General features: G+C 65.7%; 16 protein-coding genes and 1 tRNA gene. All 17 read left to right on the top strand.

Going from position 1 to position 17255, the window contains the following annotated elements:
• On the top strand, nucleotides 1–478 hold a 478-nt coding region (locus tag AC16DP_RS02995; protein WP_483956612.1), incomplete at its 5' end, for an EF-Tu C-terminal domain-related protein.
• Nucleotides 479–575: 97 nt separating this feature from the next.
• A complete protein-coding gene (gene rpmG, locus AC16DP_RS02990; protein ID WP_043392848.1) occupies nucleotides 576–740 on the top strand; it encodes a 50S ribosomal protein L33 in 165 nt (54 codons plus the stop codon).
• A 24-nt stretch (nucleotides 741–764) separates the two neighbouring features.
• Nucleotides 765–840: transfer RNA gene (locus AC16DP_RS02985), tRNA-Trp, on the top strand.
• An 86-nt stretch (nucleotides 841–926) separates the two neighbouring features.
• Nucleotides 927–1370 carry a preprotein translocase subunit SecE gene (gene secE, locus AC16DP_RS02980; protein ID WP_329732128.1) on the top strand — a complete coding sequence of 148 codons (444 nt, stop codon included), beginning with the start codon at nucleotides 927–929 and terminating at the stop codon, nucleotides 1368–1370.
• Nucleotides 1370–1912 (top strand): transcription termination/antitermination protein NusG, encoded by a 543-nt coding sequence (gene nusG, locus AC16DP_RS02975; protein WP_043392853.1) that lies wholly within the window; start codon nucleotides 1370–1372, stop codon nucleotides 1910–1912. Before secE ends, nusG begins: the two co-directional genes overlap by 1 nt.
• Nucleotides 1913–2014: 102 nt before the next feature.
• Complete coding sequence (gene rplK / locus AC16DP_RS02970; protein WP_329732129.1) at nucleotides 2015–2458, top strand: 50S ribosomal protein L11; 444 nt, start codon at nucleotides 2015–2017, stop codon at nucleotides 2456–2458.
• A gap of 38 nt (nucleotides 2459–2496) precedes the next feature.
• Nucleotides 2497–3210 (top strand): 50S ribosomal protein L1, encoded by a 714-nt coding sequence (rplA, locus tag AC16DP_RS02965; protein ID WP_329732130.1) that lies wholly within the window; start codon nucleotides 2497–2499, stop codon nucleotides 3208–3210.
• A 413-nt stretch (nucleotides 3211–3623) separates the two neighbouring features.
• Nucleotides 3624–4142, top strand: a complete 519-nt coding sequence (rplJ, locus tag AC16DP_RS02960) for a 50S ribosomal protein L10 (protein WP_329732131.1) — start codon at nucleotides 3624–3626, stop codon at nucleotides 4140–4142.
• 86 nt (nucleotides 4143–4228) lie between these two features.
• Entirely contained in the window at nucleotides 4229–4609 is a 381-nt protein-coding gene (rplL, locus tag AC16DP_RS02955) for a 50S ribosomal protein L7/L12 (protein WP_329732132.1), read from the top strand.
• A 183-nt stretch (nucleotides 4610–4792) separates the two neighbouring features.
• A complete protein-coding gene (gene rpoB, locus AC16DP_RS02950) occupies nucleotides 4793–9025 on the top strand; it encodes a DNA-directed RNA polymerase subunit beta (protein ID WP_329732133.1) in 4233 nt (1410 codons plus the stop codon).
• Nucleotides 9026–9130: 105 nt separating this feature from the next.
• Nucleotides 9131–13351, top strand: a complete 4221-nt coding sequence (gene rpoC, locus AC16DP_RS02945) for a DNA-directed RNA polymerase subunit beta' (RefSeq protein WP_329732134.1) — start codon at nucleotides 9131–9133, stop codon at nucleotides 13349–13351.
• Between the two features lie 293 nt (nucleotides 13352–13644).
• On the top strand, nucleotides 13645–13989 hold the full coding sequence (locus AC16DP_RS02940) for a phasin family protein (protein WP_329732135.1): 345 nt from the start codon (nucleotides 13645–13647) through the stop codon (nucleotides 13987–13989).
• Complete coding sequence (locus AC16DP_RS02935) at nucleotides 13989–14732, top strand: lytic transglycosylase domain-containing protein (RefSeq protein ID WP_329732136.1); 744 nt, start codon at nucleotides 13989–13991, stop codon at nucleotides 14730–14732. The genes AC16DP_RS02940 and AC16DP_RS02935 overlap by 1 nt, the downstream gene beginning before the upstream one ends.
• Before the next feature lie 107 nt (nucleotides 14733–14839).
• The gene (locus tag AC16DP_RS02930; RefSeq protein WP_329732137.1) at nucleotides 14840–15571 is read left to right on the top strand and encodes a hypothetical protein; all 732 of its coding nucleotides are present in this window, start codon (nucleotides 14840–14842) and stop codon (nucleotides 15569–15571) included.
• A 19-nt stretch (nucleotides 15572–15590) separates the two neighbouring features.
• Nucleotides 15591–16058, top strand: coding sequence for a social motility and stimulation tgl protein (locus tag AC16DP_RS02925; RefSeq protein WP_329732138.1), 468 nt, complete (start codon nucleotides 15591–15593; stop codon nucleotides 16056–16058).
• A 39-nt stretch (nucleotides 16059–16097) separates the two neighbouring features.
• Complete coding sequence (gene tgl, locus AC16DP_RS02920) at nucleotides 16098–16847, top strand: social motility TPR repeat lipoprotein Tgl (RefSeq protein ID WP_329732139.1); 750 nt, start codon at nucleotides 16098–16100, stop codon at nucleotides 16845–16847.
• An 18-nt stretch (nucleotides 16848–16865) separates the two neighbouring features.
• The gene (locus tag AC16DP_RS02915) at nucleotides 16866–17255 is read left to right on the top strand and encodes a helix-turn-helix domain-containing protein (protein ID WP_329732140.1); all 390 of its coding nucleotides are present in this window, start codon (nucleotides 16866–16868) and stop codon (nucleotides 17253–17255) included.

The raw sequence follows: 17255 nt of genomic DNA, 5'->3' as shown, positions 1-17255 counted from the left end.
CATCAAGGTGGGCGAGGAAATCGAGATCGTGGGTCTGCGCCCGACGCAGAAGACGGTCGTCACGGGCGTGGAGATGTTCCGCAAGCTGCTGGACGAGGGCCGCGCGGGCGACAACATCGGCGCGCTGCTGCGTGGTCTGAAGCGTGAGGACCTCGAGCGTGGCCAGGTGCTCTCCAAGCCGGGCAGCATCACGCCGCACACCAAGTTCAAGGCGCAGATTTACGTCCTGTCGAAGGAAGAGGGTGGCCGTCACACCCCGTTCTTCAAGGGATACCGCCCGCAGTTCTACTTCCGCACCACGGACGTGACCGGCACGGTGAAGCTGCCGGACAACGTCGAGATGGTGATGCCCGGCGACAACATCGCCATCGAGGTGGAGCTGATCACCCCTGTGGCCATGGAGAAGGAGCTGCGCTTCGCTGTTCGCGAGGGTGGCCGTACCGTGGGCGCCGGCGTCGTGGCCGAGATCATCGCCTAGTTGGTTGGCGGGCTTCCTGCCCGTCCCAACAGGGTGGTTAACCCCGAGGGGGAGCTGTGATAAACGGCTTTCCCCTCGTGCTTATCGAGTTCAAGTCATGCCCAAGGGTAACCGCAGCATCATCTCGCTCGAGTGCACGGTGTGCAAGGAGCGGAACTACTACACCACCAAGAACAAGCGGAAGAGCCAGGACAAGCTCGAGCTGAGCAAGTACTGCCCCCGCGACCGGAAGCATACCGTCCATAAGGAAGGTAAGGTCTAGTTCGGTTGTTGTGGTCGGGTGTTTAGGCCAGTAGCTCCAACGGTAGAGCAGCGGTCTCCAAATCCGCGTGTTGGGGGTTCGAATCCCTCCTGGCCTGCCAGTTGTTAGTTGCAGGGACCCTCGGTACCCACGTACCGGGGGTCCCTGTGTTTCCGGGATCAGGCAGTTTTCAGTCAGCGAGGAATCATGGCAGCGGCATCCGAGGCCAGCCAGCAGGCGAACCGTTCGGGGATGGACCCGAAGCGGCTCGTGGTCATCTTCTTCCTCATCGCGGGTATCATCTTCGCGCTCTTCCTGGAGCACGTCTGTGGCCTCATCTGGGCACGGGCCGGCTGGAGCGACCCCGTCATCATCGACGGCGTCGACTGGCAGGTCTCCACCCTGGTGGGCTTCCTGCTCGCCGCGGGGCTCGCGGTGGGGGCCTACGTGAATCCCAAGACGCACGCCCTCTCGCTCGATGTCGCTTCCGAGTTGATGAAGGTCACCTGGCCTTCCTGGGCGGAGACCAAGGCGTCGACCGTGGCGGTCATCGTCGCCTCCGTCGTGGCGGCCGTCCTGCTCTTCTGCATCGACACCCTCGCCTACAACCTTATGGTTGAGTGGATACCCGCCATCTGGGGGAAGTTGTAATGGCGATGAAATGGTACGTGGTCCACACCTACTCGAACTTCGAGAACCAGGCGAAGAAGAGCCTGGAGGAGCGGATCCGTCTCGAGGGGTTGCAGGACCTGTTCGGCGAAATCCTGATCCCGATGGAGCAGGTCGTCGAGATGGTGAAGGGCGAGAAGAAGACATCCCGGCGCAAGTTCTTCCCGGGCTACATCTTCGTGCAGATGGAGCTCAATGATCGCTCCTGGCACCTCGTGAAGAACACGCCGAAGATCACCGGTTTCCCCGGTGCGGCGCAGAACGAGCAGCCCACGCCCATCTCCGACAAGGAAGTGGCCCGGCTCACCTCGCAGATCTCCGAGGGCACGCTCAAGCCCAAGCCGAAGGTGCAGTTCTCCGACGGCGACACCGTCCGCGTCATCGACGGCCCCTTCGCCAACTTCAATGGTACGGTGGAAGAGGTCAACGCCGAGAAGGGCCGCGTGAAGGTGCTCGTGAGCATCTTCGGCCGCGCCACCCCGGTGGAGCTCGATTTCATGCAGGTGGAGAAGACCACCGGCTAGCAGTCTTCCCCGGCGCGTGAGCGCTCGGGGATACCCAGGGTGGGAGGGCCGCCCGTCAAGCGGCCCGTACGAACCACCGTCTCGAAAGGCAGTCCTCAGCAAATGAAGAAGGTCACAGGACAGGTCAAGCTGCAGATTCCCGCCGGCAAGGCGAACCCCGCTCCGCCGATCGGCCCCGCGCTCGGTCAGCAGGGCGTGAACATCATGGAGTTCTGCAAGCAGTTCAACGCCAAGACCCAGGCGGAGGCCAAGGAAGGTCTGATCATCCCGGTCATCATCACCGTGTATGCGGATCGCTCCTTCACCTTCATCCTGAAGACGCCTCCCGCGGCCGTCCTCATCAAGAAGGCGGCGGGCCTGCACACCGAGAAGAAGAAGGGCTCGGGCGCCAAGAAGCCGGGCAAGGAGAAGGTGGGGCAGATCACTCAGAAGCAGCTCGAGGAGATCGCCAAGAAGAAGATCGACGACACGACCGCCGGTTCTCTGGAGGCCGCCAAGCGCACCATCGCTGGCACCGCGCGCTCCATGGGCATCGACGTCGTCTGACCTTCCACCTCCACCTCTTCTGAAACAGGATATTTCACATGCCTCAGACCGGTAAGAAGTTCCGTGCGGCCATCGCGAAGGTGGACCGCAACAAGCGCTACACGATCGCCGATGGTTTCGCCCTCCTGAAGGAGACCACGGCCACCCGCGCCACCAAGTTCGACCAGACCGTCGAAGTGGCGCTCAACCTCGGCGTGGACCCCAAGCACGCGGACCAGATGGTCCGTGGCGCCGTGGTCCTCCCGCACGGTACGGGTGCCACGGTGCGCGTGGCCGTGTTCGCCAAGGGCGAGCGCGCCACCGAGGCCGAGGGTGCTGGCGCCGACGTGGTGGGCGGCGACGAGCTGGCCAAGCGCATTGAGGGCGGCTTCCTCGACTTCGACACCGTCATCGCCACCCCGGACATGATGGGTGTGGTCGGCCGCCTCGGTAAGGTGCTCGGTCCCCGTGGCCTCATGCCCAACCCGAAGGTGGGCACGGTGACCATGGACGTGGCCAAGGCCGTCCGTGACGCCAAGGGCGGTAAGGTGGAGTTCCGCGCCGAGAAGGCCGGTATCGTCCACGTCAAGGTCGGCAAGGCCTCCTTCACCCCGGAGAAGCTCACCGAGAACTTCAACACCCTGGTGGACCTGGTGATGAAGCTCAAGCCGGCCACCGCCAAGGGCGTCTACCTCAAGGGCGTGGCCATCTCCGCCACCATGAGCCCGGGCATCAAGATCGACACCAACGAGATCCTCGCCCGCCACCGGTAGTCAGAAGTAGGGCAGGGGAGTCGTCGGTTCAGACGGAGGGGGGCCTCTTCATCCAGGAGGCCCCCTTCGTCGTCTGATTGACGCCCGCAGTCATAATTTGCTGGACGTTTCGCGAAGCCGCGGGTATAGCGCCCCGGCTTTTGCAATTGAGGCGCCACGTCGATGAGACGGGACGCTTCAGACATCCCTGGTCCCAGACAGCAGGGACCCGGGGTGGGACTCGTGCCCTCCGTTGGCAACCGGACAACCGGTCGGAGCCACGAAGACCACCCAGGGTTCAAACGACTCGTGGAGTCGCCCTGCCGAGACTGGAGGTGCGGTGTGGTGCCTTCCGGGGCTCCTCTCGCTCTGCCACTTGTGGCCCAGGTAATCCAGCCCGCCTTCGGGTGGGTGTCGTGAGGAGGTGAAACCAAGTGATCAAGAGCGAGAAGGAAGAACTGATCAAGGAGCTCAACGAGAAGTTCTCGAGGGCTCAGACTGCGATCGTCGCGGAGTTCTCCAAGCTGAACGTGGAGACCGTGACCAAGCTGCGCAAGAAGTTCCGCGACGGCAAGGTGGACTACAAGGTCCTGAAGAACACGCTGGCCAAGCGCGCCGCGAAGGGTACGCCTGTGGAGGTCATTGCACAGGACTTCGTGGGGCCCGTGGCCATCGCCATCAGCTACGACGATGTCGTGGCTCCGGCGAAGATCCTCGTGGACTTCATCAAGGATCTCGAGACCATCAAGGTCCGCAGCGCGTCCGTGCAGGGCCGCCGCGTCGACGTCGAGGGCGTGAAGGCCCTGGCGAAGATGCCCGGTCTGCCCGAGCTCCGCGCCCAGCTGCTCGGCATGCTCAACCAGCCGGCCGGCAAGCTCGTTCGCACCATCGCGGCCCCCGGCTCCCAGCTGGCCCGCGTGCTCCAGGCGAACGTGGACAAGCAGCCCAAGTAATAGCCCCCAGAAGCAAACCCACCGCAACCCTCTGGCCTTTTCCTCCCCATGGGGAGACAGGCCGCTAGAAAAAGAAGGACATCGAAATGGCCGCTGACCTGAATGCAATCGTTGACCAGCTCTCCACCCTCACGGTGATGGAGGCCGCCGAGCTCGTGAAGCAGCTCGAGTCCAAGTGGGGCGTCTCCGCCGCCGCCGTGGCCGTGGCCGCTGGCCCCGCCGCTGGTGGCGCCGCCGCTCCCGCCGCCGAGGAGAAGACGGAGTTCAACGTCATCCTCGCCGACGCCGGCGCGAACAAGATCAACGTCATCAAGGAGATCCGCGCCATCACCGGCCTGGGCCTGAAGGAGGCCAAGGACCTGGTCGAGGGCGCTCCCAAGACCGTCAAGGAGGGCGTCAACAAGGACGACGCCAAGAAGATCAAGGACCAGCTCACCGCGGCTGGCGCCAAGGTCGACATCAAGTAGTTTGCTGTGTCTCAGGTTGGCGACGGGTTTCGGAAAATTCCCGCCGCCTCCTGACCGGATGAGCAGGCCGGCGTGCCCGGAAAGGGTGCGCCGGCTTTGCCCTTTCCGTATCTCTAAATTTTCCGCTGCCGCTGCGCGTTACCCAAGCTCGCCCCGCCTGAGCTTGCTCGCCCCGGAGTTCGAATGCCGACGCAGATCCAGAACAACTTCCGAGTGCGGAAGACCTTCGCGAAGATCGCGAAGACCATCGACATTCCCAACCTCATCAATATCCAGAAGCAGTCCTACGAGAAGTTCCTCCAGGCTGATATCCCGCCGGAGAAGCGTGAGGACATCGGGCTTCAGGGAGTTTTCAAGTCGGTCTTCCCCATCCGGGACTTCAACGAGACGTCCTCGCTCGAGTTCGTCAGCTATCACCTCGAGAAGCCCAAGTACGACGTGGATGAGTGCCACCAGCGTGGCATGACCTACTCGGCGCCCATCAAGGTCGTCGTGCGCCTGGTCGTGTGGGACAAGGACGAGGAGACGGGCGCCCAGTCCATCCGCGACGTGAAGGAGCAGGAGGTCTACTTCGGCGAAATCCCGCTGATGACCCAGAACGGCACCTTCATCATCAACGGGACCGAGCGCGTGGTGGTCAGCCAGCTGCACCGCAGCCCGGGTGCCTTCTTCGACCACGACAAGGGCAAGAGCCACTCGTCTGGCAAGCTGCTCTACAACGCCCGCATCATCCCGTACCGCGGCTCGTGGATCGACTTCGAGTTCGACCACAAGGACATCCTGTACGTCCGCATCGACCGGCGCCGCAAGCTGCCGGCCACGGTGCTCATCCGCGCCCTGGGCGCGGTGGCCGACACCGCCAAGAAGAACCCGCTGGAGTTCCGTGGCTCCACCGAGGAGATCCTCAACTACTACTACGCCACGGAGACCATCTACCTCCAGAGCAACACCGACTTCGAGAAGTCCGTGGAGCTGGAGCTGTTGCCCGGTCAGCGCGCCACGCGCGACATCAAGACCAAGACGGGCGACATCATCGTCAAGAAGAACCGCAAGTTCACCCGCGCCGCCATCAAGAAGCTCGAGGCGGCCAAGATGAAGACGCTCCCCATCGACGCGGACGAGCTCTTCACCAAGGTGTCCGCCTACGACGTGGTGGACGAGAACACCGGCGAGGTCATCCTCGAGTGCAACGAGGAAGTCTCGCAGGAGAAGATCGACGAGCTCCTCAAGCGCGACATCAAGGAGTTCAAGGTCCTCTTCATCGACAACCTCAACGTGGGTCCCTACCTGCGTGAGACGTTGATGCTGGACAAGATCGAGTCGCCCGAGCAGGCGATCATGGAGATCTACCGCCGCCTGCGCCCGGGTGATCCCCCGACGCCGGAGACGGCCACCAACCTGTTCAGCAACCTCTTCTTCAACCCCGAGCGCTATGACCTGTCCAAGGTCGGCCGCCTCAAGCTGAACTTCAAGTTCGGCCTCGAGGAGCCGCTCGACGGGCAGATCCTCACCAAGCGCGACATCCTCGAGGTCATCCGCTACCTGGTGGACCTCAAGAACGGCAAGGGTGTGATCGACGACATCGATCACCTCGGCAACCGCCGTGTGCGCGCGGTGGGCGAGCTGCTGGAGAACCAGTACCGCATCGGTCTGGTGCGCATGGAGCGGGCGATCAAGGAGCGCATGAGCCTCCAGGAGATCGAGACGCTCATGCCGCACGATCTGATCAACGCCAAGCCGGTGACGGCGGTGATCAAGGAGTTCTTCGGGTCCAGCCAGCTGTCGCAGTTCATGGACCAGACGAACCCCCTGTCCGAGGTCACGCACAAGCGTCGTCTGTCCGCCCTCGGGCCCGGCGGCCTCACCCGCGAGCGCGCGGGCTTCGAGGTGCGCGACGTGCACCCGACGCACTACGGCCGCATCTGCCCCATCGAGACGCCGGAAGGTCCGAACATCGGCCTCATCGCGTCGCTGTCCACCTTCGCTCGCGTCAACGAGTTCGGCTTCGTCGAGACGCCGTACAAGAAGGTGGAGGCCGGCTCGGTCACCGGTGACGTGGCCTTCTACTCCGCCCTCGAGGAGGAGAAGCACACGATCGCCCAGGCCAACGCCGAGACCGACAAGAAGGGCAAGTTCGTCAACGCCCTCGTGTCCTCTCGCCGCGGCGGTGAGTTCGTCCAGGCCAAGGCCGAGGAAGTGGACCTGATGGACGTGTCCCCGAACCAGCTGGTGTCGGTGGCCGCCTCCCTCATCCCGTTCCTCGAGAACGACGACGCCAACCGCGCCCTCATGGGCTCGAACATGCAGCGCCAGGCCGTTCCGCTGCTGCGCACCGCCGCTCCGCTCGTGGGCACCGGCATCGAGGCCATTGTGGCCCGCGACTCCGGCGTCACCTGCGTGGCCCGGCGCGACGGCATCGTGGAGAGCGTGGACGCCAGCCGCATCGTGGTGAAGGCGGACTCCGCCGCGGGCGCGTTCGACATCTCCAGCGAGGTCGACATCTACAACCTCCTGAAGTACCAGCGCTCCAACCAGAACACGTGCCTCAACCAGAAGCCCATCGTCCGCAAGGGCGACCGGGTGCGGAAGGGTGACGTGATCGCCGACGGTCCCGCGACCGAGACCGGCGAGCTCGCGCTGGGCCAGAACGTGGTCGTCGCGTTCATGCCGTGGCAGGGCTACAACTTCGAGGACTCCATCCTCATCTCCGAGCGCATCCTCAAGGAGGACGTCTTCACGTCCATCCACATCGAGGAGTTCGAGTGCATCGCGCGCGACACCAAGCTCGGCAAGGAGGAGATCACCCGCGACATCCCGAACGTGGGTGAGGAGGCCCTCAAGGACCTGGACGAGAGCGGCATCATCCGCATCGGCGCCGAGGTGAAGCCCGGCGACGTGCTCGTGGGCAAGATCACCCCGAAGGGCGAGACCCAGCTCTCCCCCGAGGAGAAGCTGCTGCGCGCCATCTTCGGTGAGAAGGCCGGCGACGTGCGCGACAGCTCGCTGCGCGTGCCCCCCGGCGTGGTGGGCACCGTCATCAACGCCAAGGTGTTCAGCCGCAAGGGCGTCGAGAAGGACGAGCGCGCCAAGCAGATCGAGTCCATGGAGGAGGCCAAGCTCCTCAAGGACCAGAACGACGAGATCAAGGTCCTGCGCGACAGCGCCTACGGCCGCCTGCGGATCATGCTCCGTGGCAAGGAGATCCAGGGCAAGCTCGTGGACGACAAGGGCAAGATCCTCCTGAAGAAGGGGGACATCGTCTCCGACGAGCTGCTGGCCACCGTCCCGTACAAGTACTGGACGGAGATCTCCGTCGGCGATCCGCTCGACGGCAAGCTGCGCGACATCCTCCGCAACCTGGAGGAGACCACCGAGGCCGTGAAGCTGGCCTTCGGCGAGAAGATCGCCCGCATCAAGAAGGGCGATGAGCTCCCGCCGGGCGTCATCAAGATGGTCAAGGTGTACGTCGCCATCAAGCGCAAGCTGGCCGTGGGCGACAAGATGGCCGGCCGCCACGGTAACAAGGGCGTCGTCTCCCGCATCCTCCCCGAGGAGGATCTGCCGTACCTCGAGGACGGGCGTCCGGTGGACATCGTGCTCAACCCGCTGGGCGTGCCCTCGCGCATGAACATCGGGCAGATCCTCGAGACGCACCTGGGCTGGGCCGCCAAGGGCGTGGGCGAGCAGCTGCAGCGCTACATCGACGAGAACTACAGCGGCGAGAACCTCAAGAAGCAGCTGAAGACCGTCTACGACGACAAGGCCTTCGGCGACTTCGTGGACGGGCTCAATGACGACGAGGTCAAGAGCCTGTGCTACCGCCTGAAGAAGGGCATCCATGTCGCCACGCCGGTGTTCGACGGCGCGCGCGAGACGGAGATCCACTCGCTCTTCGACGAGGCCCGCCTGCCGCGGACCGGCCAGATGGTGCTCTTCGACGGCCGCACCGGTGAGCCGTTCGACCAGAACGTCACCGTGGGCGTCATGTACATCCTCAAGCTGCACCACCTGGTGGACGAGAAGATCCACGCCCGCTCCATCGGGCCCTACTCGCTCGTCACGCAGCAGCCCCTGGGCGGCAAGGCCCAGTTCGGCGGCCAGCGTCTGGGAGAGATGGAAGTGTGGGCGATGGAGGCCTACGGCGCGGCGTACACGCTCCAGGAGTTCCTCACCGTCAAGTCCGACGACGTGGTGGGCCGCACGCGCATGTACGAGGCGATCGTCAAGGGCGACAACGTCCTCGAGTCCGGCCTGCCCGAGTCGTTCAACGTCCTCCTCAAGGAGCTCCAGTCGCTCGCGCTCGACGTCGAGCTGCTGGAGAGCGCTCCGCCCGAGCGCCAGCGCTCCTTCTCCGGAGACTTCGGTGGTGGTGGTGGCGATGGCGAGGACCGCGTGAAGACCGGTACCGAGGCCTAGTCCCAGCGTGCTTGACCCCCGGCGCCCGCTCCCTCAGCGGGCGGGCGCTGGCGGCCAGGCGAAACGAATTCGCGCTCACGCGCTCAGAAGAAATTCGGAGGCACCGTGAAGGACATTTTCAACTTCTTCGAGAAGCCGAAGGATCCGCTCTCGTTCAACGCCATCCGCATCGCGCTGGCGTCGCCGGACAAGATCCGGCAGTGGTCGCACGGCGAGGTCAAGAAGCCGGAGACGATCAACTACCGCACCTTCAAGCCGGAGCGGGACGGCCTGTTCTGCGCCCGCATCTTCGGCCCCGTGAAGGACTACGAGTGCAACTGCGGCAAGTACAAGCGCATGAAGCACCGCGGCGTCGTGTGCGAGAAGTGCGGCGTGGAGGTCATCCAGTCCAAGGTGCGCCGTGAGCGCCTGGGCCACATCACGCTCGCCACGCCCGTGGCGCACATCTGGTTCCTCAAGTCGCTGCCCTCGCGCATCGGCAACCTGCTCGACATCACGCTCAAGGAGCTCGAGAAGGTCCTCTACTGCGAGAGCTACATCATCATCGACCCCAAGGCGACGCCGCTGCAGCGCGGCGAGCTCGTCAGCGAGGAGAAGCTCCACCGGCTCTACGAGGAGCACGGTGAGGAGTCCTTCTCCGCCGGCATGGGCGGCGAGGCCGTCCGCGAGCTGCTCAAGTCGATCGACGTGAACCGGCTGTCCGAGGATCTCCGCCGCGACATGCGCGAGACCAACTCGGAGGCCAAGAAGAAGAAGTACGCCAAGCGCCTCAAGGTCGCCGAGGCCTTCCGGATGTCCGGCAACAAGCCGGAGTGGATGATGCTCGACGTCATCCCCGTCATCCCGCCCGACCTGCGTCCGCTCGTCCCCCTGGACGGTGGCCGCTTCGCCACGTCGGACCTCAACGACCTGTACCGCCGCGTCATCAACCGCAACAACCGCCTCAAGCGGCTCCAGGAGCTCAACGCCCCGGACATCATCATCCGCAACGAGAAGCGGATGCTCCAGGAGGCCGTGGACGCGCTGTTCGACAACGGCCGCCGCGGCAAGACGATCACCGGCCCCAACAAGCGGCCGCTGAAGTCCCTGTCCGACATGCTCAAGGGCAAGCAGGGCCGGTTCCGTCAGAACCTGCTCGGCAAGCGCGTGGACTACTCCGGCCGTTCCGTGATCGTCGTCGGTCCCGAGCTGCGCCTGCACCAGTGCGGCCTGCCGAAGATCATGGCGCTCGAGCTCTTCAAGCCGTTCATCTACAACAAGCTCGAGGAGAAGGGGTACGTCACCACCATCAAGAGCGCCAAGAAGATGGTGGAGAAGGAGCGTCCCGAGGTCTGGGACATCCTCGAGGACGTCATCCGCGAGCACCCGGTCCTCCTCAACCGCGCCCCCACCCTGCACCGCCTCGGCATGCAGGCCTTCGAGCCCGTGCTGATCGAGGGCAAGGCCATCCAGCTGCACCCGCTGGTGTGCGCCGCCTTCAACGCGGACTTCGACGGTGACCAGATGGCCGTCCACGTGCCGCTCTCCATCGAGGCTCAGATGGAGGCCCGCGTGCTGATGATGTCCACCAACAACATCCTCAGCCCCGCCAACGGCAAGCCCATCATCGTCCCCACGCAGGACATGGTGCTCGGCATCTACTACATGACCCGCGCCCGCGAGTTCGCTCACGGCGAGGGCCGTGTGTTCGCCTCGCCCGACGAGGTCCGCGCCGCGTACGACCACGGCGAGGTGCACCTGCAGGCGAAGATCGTCTGCCGCATCCTCGGCAAGCGCAAGGAGACCACCGTCGGTCGCGTCCTCCTCTGGGACATCGTGCCGCGCCGGGTGGGCTTCGACGCCATCAACAAGGTGCTCGACAAGAAGTCGCTCGGTGGCCTCATCGACCTCTGCTACCGCCTCACCGGCGAGAAGGAGACGGTGCTGCTCGCCGACCGCATCCGGTCGCTCGGCTACACCAACGCCACCCGTGCCGGTATCTCCATCGCGCTCAAGGACATGATCATTCCTGCCAAGAAGCAGGAGTTCCTGGACTTCGCGCGCAAGGAGGTGGCCGAGATCGAGAACCAGTACCTCGAGGGCCTCATCACCGACGGCGAGCGCTACAACAAGGTCATCGATATCTGGGCGGAGATCACCGAGAAGGTGGCCGCCGAGATGATGCAGCAGATCTCCCAGGACGAGGCCGTGGGCGAGAAGGACGGCAAGCGCGAGGTGCGCAAGCAGCCGTCGTTCAACCCCATCTACATCATGGCCGACTCCGGTGCCCGCGGCTCCGCCCAGCAGATCCGTCAGCTGGCCGGTATGCGCGGCCTTATGGCCAAGCCGTCCGGTGAAATCATCGAGACCCCCATCACGGCCAACTTCCGTGAAGGCCTCTCGGTGCTCCAGTACTTCATCTCCACCCACGGTGCCCGTAAGGGTCTCGCGGACACGGCCCTCAAGACGGCCAACTCCGGTTACCTCACCCGCCGTCTCGTCGACGTGGCGCAGGACGCCATCATCAACGAGTACGACTGCGGCACCATGGACGGCCTGTTCATCGGCGCCCTCGTCGAGGGCGGAGAGATCATCGAGCCGCTCGGCGAGCGCATCCTGGGCCGCGTGGCCCTCGATGACATCCTCGACCCGGTCACCAACGACGTGCTCGTGCGCGCCAACGAGGAGATCGACGAGGACCGCGTCAAGAAGATCGAGAACAGCGGCCTCGACAAGGTGAAGATCCGCTCGGTGCTCACGTGCCAGGCCAAGCGCGGCATCTGCGTGGAGTGCTACGGCCGTGATCTGGCCCGTGGCCGCAAGGTGTCCGTGGGCGAGGCCGTCGGCGTCATCGCGGCGCAGTCCATCGGCGAGCCGGGTACCCAGCTCACGATGCGCACCTTCCACATCGGTGGTGCGGCCACGCGGCGCGCCGAGCAGTCCAGCCTCGAGAACCGCAACGCGGGTACGGTGAAGTTCTCCGGCCTCGCCACGGTTCAGAAGAAGGACGGCAGCCTGGTCGCCATGAACCGCAACGGCGAGCTCGTCATCGTCGACGAGACCGGCCGCGAGCGCGAGCGCTACCAGGTCATCTACGGCGCCCGCATCCTCGTGAAGGAGGGCCAGAAGCTCGAGGCCGGCACCCTGCTGGCCGAGTGGGATCCGTTCGCCATCCCCCTCCTCACCGAGGTGGGCGGCACCGTGCGCTTCGAGGACATCATCGAAGGCGTCACGATGAACGAGTCGCTGGACGAGGTGACCGGCCTCAGCCGCAAGACGGTCGTCGAGTCCAAGGACCCCGAGGCCCGTCCGCGCATCACCCTGCGCGACGAGGAGGGCAACACCAAGAACCTCGTGTCCTCCAAGGCGCCGGCCAGCTACTTCCTGCCCCAGGGCTCCATCATCACCGTCAACGACGGCGATGAGATCCACGCCGGTGAGGTCATCGCCAAGGTGCCTCGCGAGACCACGAAGACCAAGGACATCACGGGCGGTCTGCCCCGCGTGGCCGAGCTCTTCGAGGCCCGCAAGCCCAAGGACGCCGCGGCCATCGCGGAGATCGACGGCGTGGTGTCCTTCGGCAAGGACACCAAGGGCAAGCGCAAGCTCATCCTCACCCCCGAGGTGAACGGCGAGCTGCGCACCGACCTGGCCAAGGAGTACCTGATCTCCAAGGGCAAGAACATCAACGTGCACGCCGGTGACCGCGTCAAGGCCGGCGAGGCGCTGATGGAGGGCTCGGCCAACCCGCACGACATCCTCAAGGTGCTCGGCGAGAAGGCGCTCGCGGGCTACCTGGTGGATGAGGTGCAGGAGGTCTACCGGCTCCAGGGCGTGAAGATCAACGACAAGCACATCGAGGTGATCGTCCGGCAGATGCTCCGCCGCGTGCGCGTCACCGACGTGGGCGACACCAGCTTCCTCGTCGACGAGCAGGTCGAGAAGTACGTGTTCGAGGAGGAGAACGAGAAGGTCATGGCCAAGGACATGCGTCCCGCCGTCGGCGAGCCGCTGCTGCTCGGCATCACCAAGGCCTCGCTCTCCACCGAGTCGTTCATCTCGGCGTCCTCCTTCCAGGAGACCACCAAGGTGCTCACCGAGGCCGCCATCAACGGCAAGGTGGACTACCTGCGCGGCCTCAAGGAGAACGTCATCATGGGTCGGCTCATCCCCGCCGGTACGGGTCTCCCCAACTACAAGTACCTCGACATCGAGGTGGAGAGCCCCGCCGACGAGATCTCCGAGATGGAGGCCGCCCTGGCCATCGCCCACGAGGACGATGTCGCTCCGAGCCTGCCCCCCACCGGCGGCCGGCCCGAGGGCTCCCAGACCAGCGGTGCCGCCTAGTCCGCACCCGCTGTCTTGAAGTTCCCACCGCCGCTCCGGTTGTTCCGGGGTGGCGGTTTTCTTTTCGGCTCTTTACGGTTTCACGGCTTGACGGGTGACGCGCTGGTGCACTAATCCGAAGGGAACCATGGAGGTCGACCCGGGCTCACCGGGCGAGCATCCAGCAGTGGACGCCTGGAGCAGGCGGGCGAGCGTGGGAGGCGTTTCCTTCAATCGAGGGCTGTGCTTACCTCGGTTGTCCTTACCCCGCTTTCCGGGACTCGGGCCCGGGGAGCCGTGCTGGAGAGCGTTGCATGGACAAGGTGGAGACCCCGCAGAAGCGCCCGCTGGCCGAGACGTTCGAGCGGGTGTGGAGCCAGGCCTTGTTGGCCGTGTCCACCGCCGAGGACGAGGCCGCCCGCACCGTGCAGCGCGTGGCCGAGCTGGCCGGGTGGAGCCAGGAGGAGATGATCCGCCAGGGCCGTCTGCTGACGGAGCGGTTGGCGGGTCATCGCAAGGACCTGGAGCACAACGTGGAGGAGGGTGTGAAGCGCGCCCTGCTCACCATCAAGATTCCCCGCAGGGAGGATATCCAGGACATCGAGGCACGGCTGATCCGATTGGCCGAGCGCATCGACGCTCTGGGGCAGCGCAAGTGATGGCCACCCCCTCCGCTCCAGGCGGGCGGCGTGGGGAGGGGCTGTTCCGCTGGCTTCATGCACTCGGCTCGGGGTGTGGAAAGCTGCCCCTGGTGGCTGGAGTGGCCCTGGTGCTCTCCGCCCGGGCCGTGCCCCTGTTCGCCCCTCCCGAGGTGCCCCTCGTGGCCGAGCCCTCTCGCTTCGAGGTGACGCCCCCCGACGCGGCGCTCATCGACGCGGTGCTCGCCAAGCGGGCCCCGGACCTCGGTCTCACCCTGCGCCGGCAGATCGTCCACGCCATCGCCGAGGAGTCCGGCCGGACGGGGTATGACCCGCTGCTGATCCTCGCCATCATCGACGTGGAGTCGGACTTCACCGAGGAGGCCGTCTCCGAGAAGGGCGCTCGGGGGTTGATGCAGATCAAGCCCAGCACGCTGCACTTCCTCGCGGAGAAGCAGGGGCTGCGCCTGTCGCGCGAGGAGGTGGCCTCGGATCCGGCCCTGGGCGTGCGCCTGGGCATCCGCTACCTGCGCGAGCTGAACGACCGCTTCGGCGACCTGGACCTGGCTCTCATGGCCTACAACGCCGGCCCCACCCGCATCTGGCAGGCCAAGAAGGCGGGGGAGCTGGACACCTTCCGGCGCTATCCCCGGCTCGTCCGCCGTGATTTCAAGCGGTTCCGGGAAGGGGAGGGGCTGGGTGGAGACTGGGCGCTCGCCCAGCGGGAGGCCCTGGAGAAGAGCCCCGAAGAGAAGTCTCCCTGAGCAGGCAGCCGTCTGAATTTCCAGGCGGCTGCCCCGGTCTCCGGTGAGGCGCGCTTGTCCGTCCCGGGCGGGTGCGCTATCGCTCTCACCCCGGAGGAGTCTTCATCATGCCGCGCCGCTCCATCCCCGCCCTCGTCCTCTCGGCCCTGCTGTTGCCCATGTCGGCTCTCGCCGGCTCGGTGTTCCTCAACGGCGTCCGCATCGACGGCGTGACGAACCAGAAGTTCGAGAAGGTCGCTTCCGTCCGCATCGACGACAAGGGCAACGTCTACATCGACGCTCCCGCCTATGCCGTGAAGCTGGTGAACGCCCCCGTGGCCCCGGCTCCCGCGCCCGTCGCCGCGGCTCCGGCTCCCGCGCCCGCCCCGGTGGCTCCCGTGGCCCCGCCTCCCGCTCCGGCTCCCACGCCCGCCCCGGCGCCCGCTCCGGCCGTGGCGACCCCGGCTCCCGCGCCCGCTCCGGTGGACACCGCCCCGGCGCGCATCACCCGCCGTTACTGGCTCGTGACGGAGCAGCCCGTGGTGGGCATGGCGGAGTACGACATCGACCTCTACGTCAACTCCCGCTGGGTGCGGAAGCTGCGCAGCGCCGAGGACCAGGTCATCACGGAGATCACCCACCTGCTCCAGCCGGGGAAGAACACCGTGTTGATGATGGCCCACAAAGTGGCGTCCGGCTCGCGTCGGAGCGAATCTCCCCAGCACGTGTTCAAGGTCATCATCGGAGAGGGCAACGAGGGCGGCGGCAACGTGATGATCGACAACCCGCTCATCCGCTACCAGCGCACCGCGGCGGAGACGGAAGATCAGTCCGAGGAGTTCACCCTCACCACGCGGTAGCGCGGGGGTTGCGCCGAACGTGTTCTCCATCGACGAGCGGTTCCGAGGCCTGCCCGCCAGCCGCGAGCAGGTCCTCGCGCTGTACCAGTCCATCAACTCGCCGCACCTGGCCATCCCCGGCAAGCAGGCGGGGCCGGCTCAGGCCTTCGTGCTGGGGCTGCGCGGCTCGGGCGGCTTCGCCGTCTTCATCTACCTGTATCTCCCCGAGGCCCAGGACTGCGCCGTGTACGTCCCCGGCCGCCGCGCCGCGAGCCAGGACGACTACCAGCAGGACGAGGCCGAGGCGCTCGCCTTCGTGGAGTCCATGGGCTTCATGATGGACGACGCGCACTTCCGCTCCCTGCAGCCCGCCGGCCAGGACGAGCTGCTCAAGACGCTGCCCGTCTTCTACAAGGACCCGAAGCTGGTGCCGGGCGCCGCCAAGAGCCGCGCCGACGAGAAGCGCACCGCCTCGATGAACCTGGGCCGCCTGCTGGCCTCCTTCTGAATCACCCCTGACCCCGCCGTGAAGAGAAGAACCGACCCCATGCACCGCCGCCTTTCCTCCGCCTGGCTCCTCGCGCTCGCCCTCGTGGGCTGCAAGCACGTCCCCACCGAGCAGGAGCGCCGCGGCGCCGAGCTCCGCTACGAGATCGGCCTCCAGGCCCAGGCAGCCGGCAACGTGCAGGAGGCCTACAAGGAGATGGAGAAGTCCCTGGCGTTGGATCCGGAGTACCCGGAGGCCCACAACGCCATGGCCATCCTCCTGCACCTGGCCTTCAACCGCCCCGAGGAGGCCATCCAGCACTACAAGAAGGCGCTGGAGTACCGTCCCGGCTTCTCCGAGGCCAAGACGAACCTGGCCAACGTGTACCTGTCCCAGGCGCGCTACGACGAGGCCATCAAGCTGTACGAGGCGTCCCTCAACGACATGCTCTACCCCACGCCCTTCATCGCCCAGGGAAACCTCGGCTGGGCCCTCTACAAGAAGGGCGAGACGGAGCGCGCGCTGCAGAACATCAAGGCCGCGGTGACCACCAACCCCGGCTTCTGCATGGGCTACAAGAACCTGGGTGTCATCTACGAGGAGACGGGTAACGTTTCCGACGCATGCCGCTACTTTGGCCGTTATCGTGAGGCCTGCCCGGACGTAGCCGATGCCTACCTGCGCGAGGGCGCCTGCCAGGTGAAGCAGGGGAAGATGGAAGAGGCGCGGCAGAGCTTCACCGCCTGCGAGGCCAAGGCCAGGAGCCAGGTCCTCAAGGACGACTGCCACCGGCTCCTCGAGGCCTTGTAACCAGAAAGTCCCACCCCCGTGGACCACGTCGAATTCGGCAAATACCTGTCCCAGCAGCGCGAGCTGCGCGGCCTGTCCCGCGACGAGGTGTCGCAGGTGACGAAGATCTCCCCGAGCCTCATCGCCGCCCTCGAGGAAGGGCAGATGGAGCGGCTGCCCTCGCGCGTCTTCGTCGTCAACTACATCCGCGCCTACGCGACCGTCATCGGCCTGGCCCCGGAAGAGGCCATCCTCCGCTACGAGGAGGTGGACAAGGCCACGCCGGAGCCGAGCCCCGTGGTGCTGGAGCGCGAGCGGCGGAAGCGGGCCTGGTTGGCGCTCGCCGTGCTGCTGGTGGTGGCGCTCGGCGTGGGGGCGTACGTGGCCCTGGTGATGACCGGGAAGGCTCCCAACCCCCTCGCGCGTTGA

This window comes from Archangium sp. (assembly GCF_057119385.1).
This window is presented reverse-complemented; position numbering and strand designations above follow the sequence as displayed.

What these genes read in the sequence shown, in the direction of transcription:
- rpmG (WP_043392848.1), top strand. Translation starts at nt 576, where the DNA reads ATGCCCAAGGGTAACCGCAGCATCATCTCGCTCGAGTGCACGGTGTGC.
- AC16DP_RS02940 (WP_329732135.1), top strand. Translation starts at nt 13,645, where the DNA reads ATGGACAAGGTGGAGACCCCGCAGAAGCGCCCGCTGGCCGAGACGTTC.
- tgl (WP_329732139.1), top strand. Translation starts at nt 16,098, where the DNA reads ATGCACCGCCGCCTTTCCTCCGCCTGGCTCCTCGCGCTCGCCCTCGTG.
- rpoB (WP_329732133.1), top strand. Translation starts at nt 4,793, where the DNA reads ATGCCGACGCAGATCCAGAACAACTTCCGAGTGCGGAAGACCTTCGCG.
- rplK (WP_329732129.1), top strand. Translation starts at nt 2,015, where the DNA reads ATGAAGAAGGTCACAGGACAGGTCAAGCTGCAGATTCCCGCCGGCAAG.
- AC16DP_RS02930 (WP_329732137.1), top strand. Translation starts at nt 14,840, where the DNA reads ATGCCGCGCCGCTCCATCCCCGCCCTCGTCCTCTCGGCCCTGCTGTTG.
- rplL (WP_329732132.1), top strand. Translation starts at nt 4,229, where the DNA reads ATGGCCGCTGACCTGAATGCAATCGTTGACCAGCTCTCCACCCTCACG.
- rplA (WP_329732130.1), top strand. Translation starts at nt 2,497, where the DNA reads ATGCCTCAGACCGGTAAGAAGTTCCGTGCGGCCATCGCGAAGGTGGAC.
- AC16DP_RS02935 (WP_329732136.1), top strand. Translation starts at nt 13,989, where the DNA reads ATGGCCACCCCCTCCGCTCCAGGCGGGCGGCGTGGGGAGGGGCTGTTC.
- nusG (WP_043392853.1), top strand. Translation starts at nt 1,370, where the DNA reads ATGGCGATGAAATGGTACGTGGTCCACACCTACTCGAACTTCGAGAAC.
- secE (WP_329732128.1), top strand. Translation starts at nt 927, where the DNA reads ATGGCAGCGGCATCCGAGGCCAGCCAGCAGGCGAACCGTTCGGGGATG.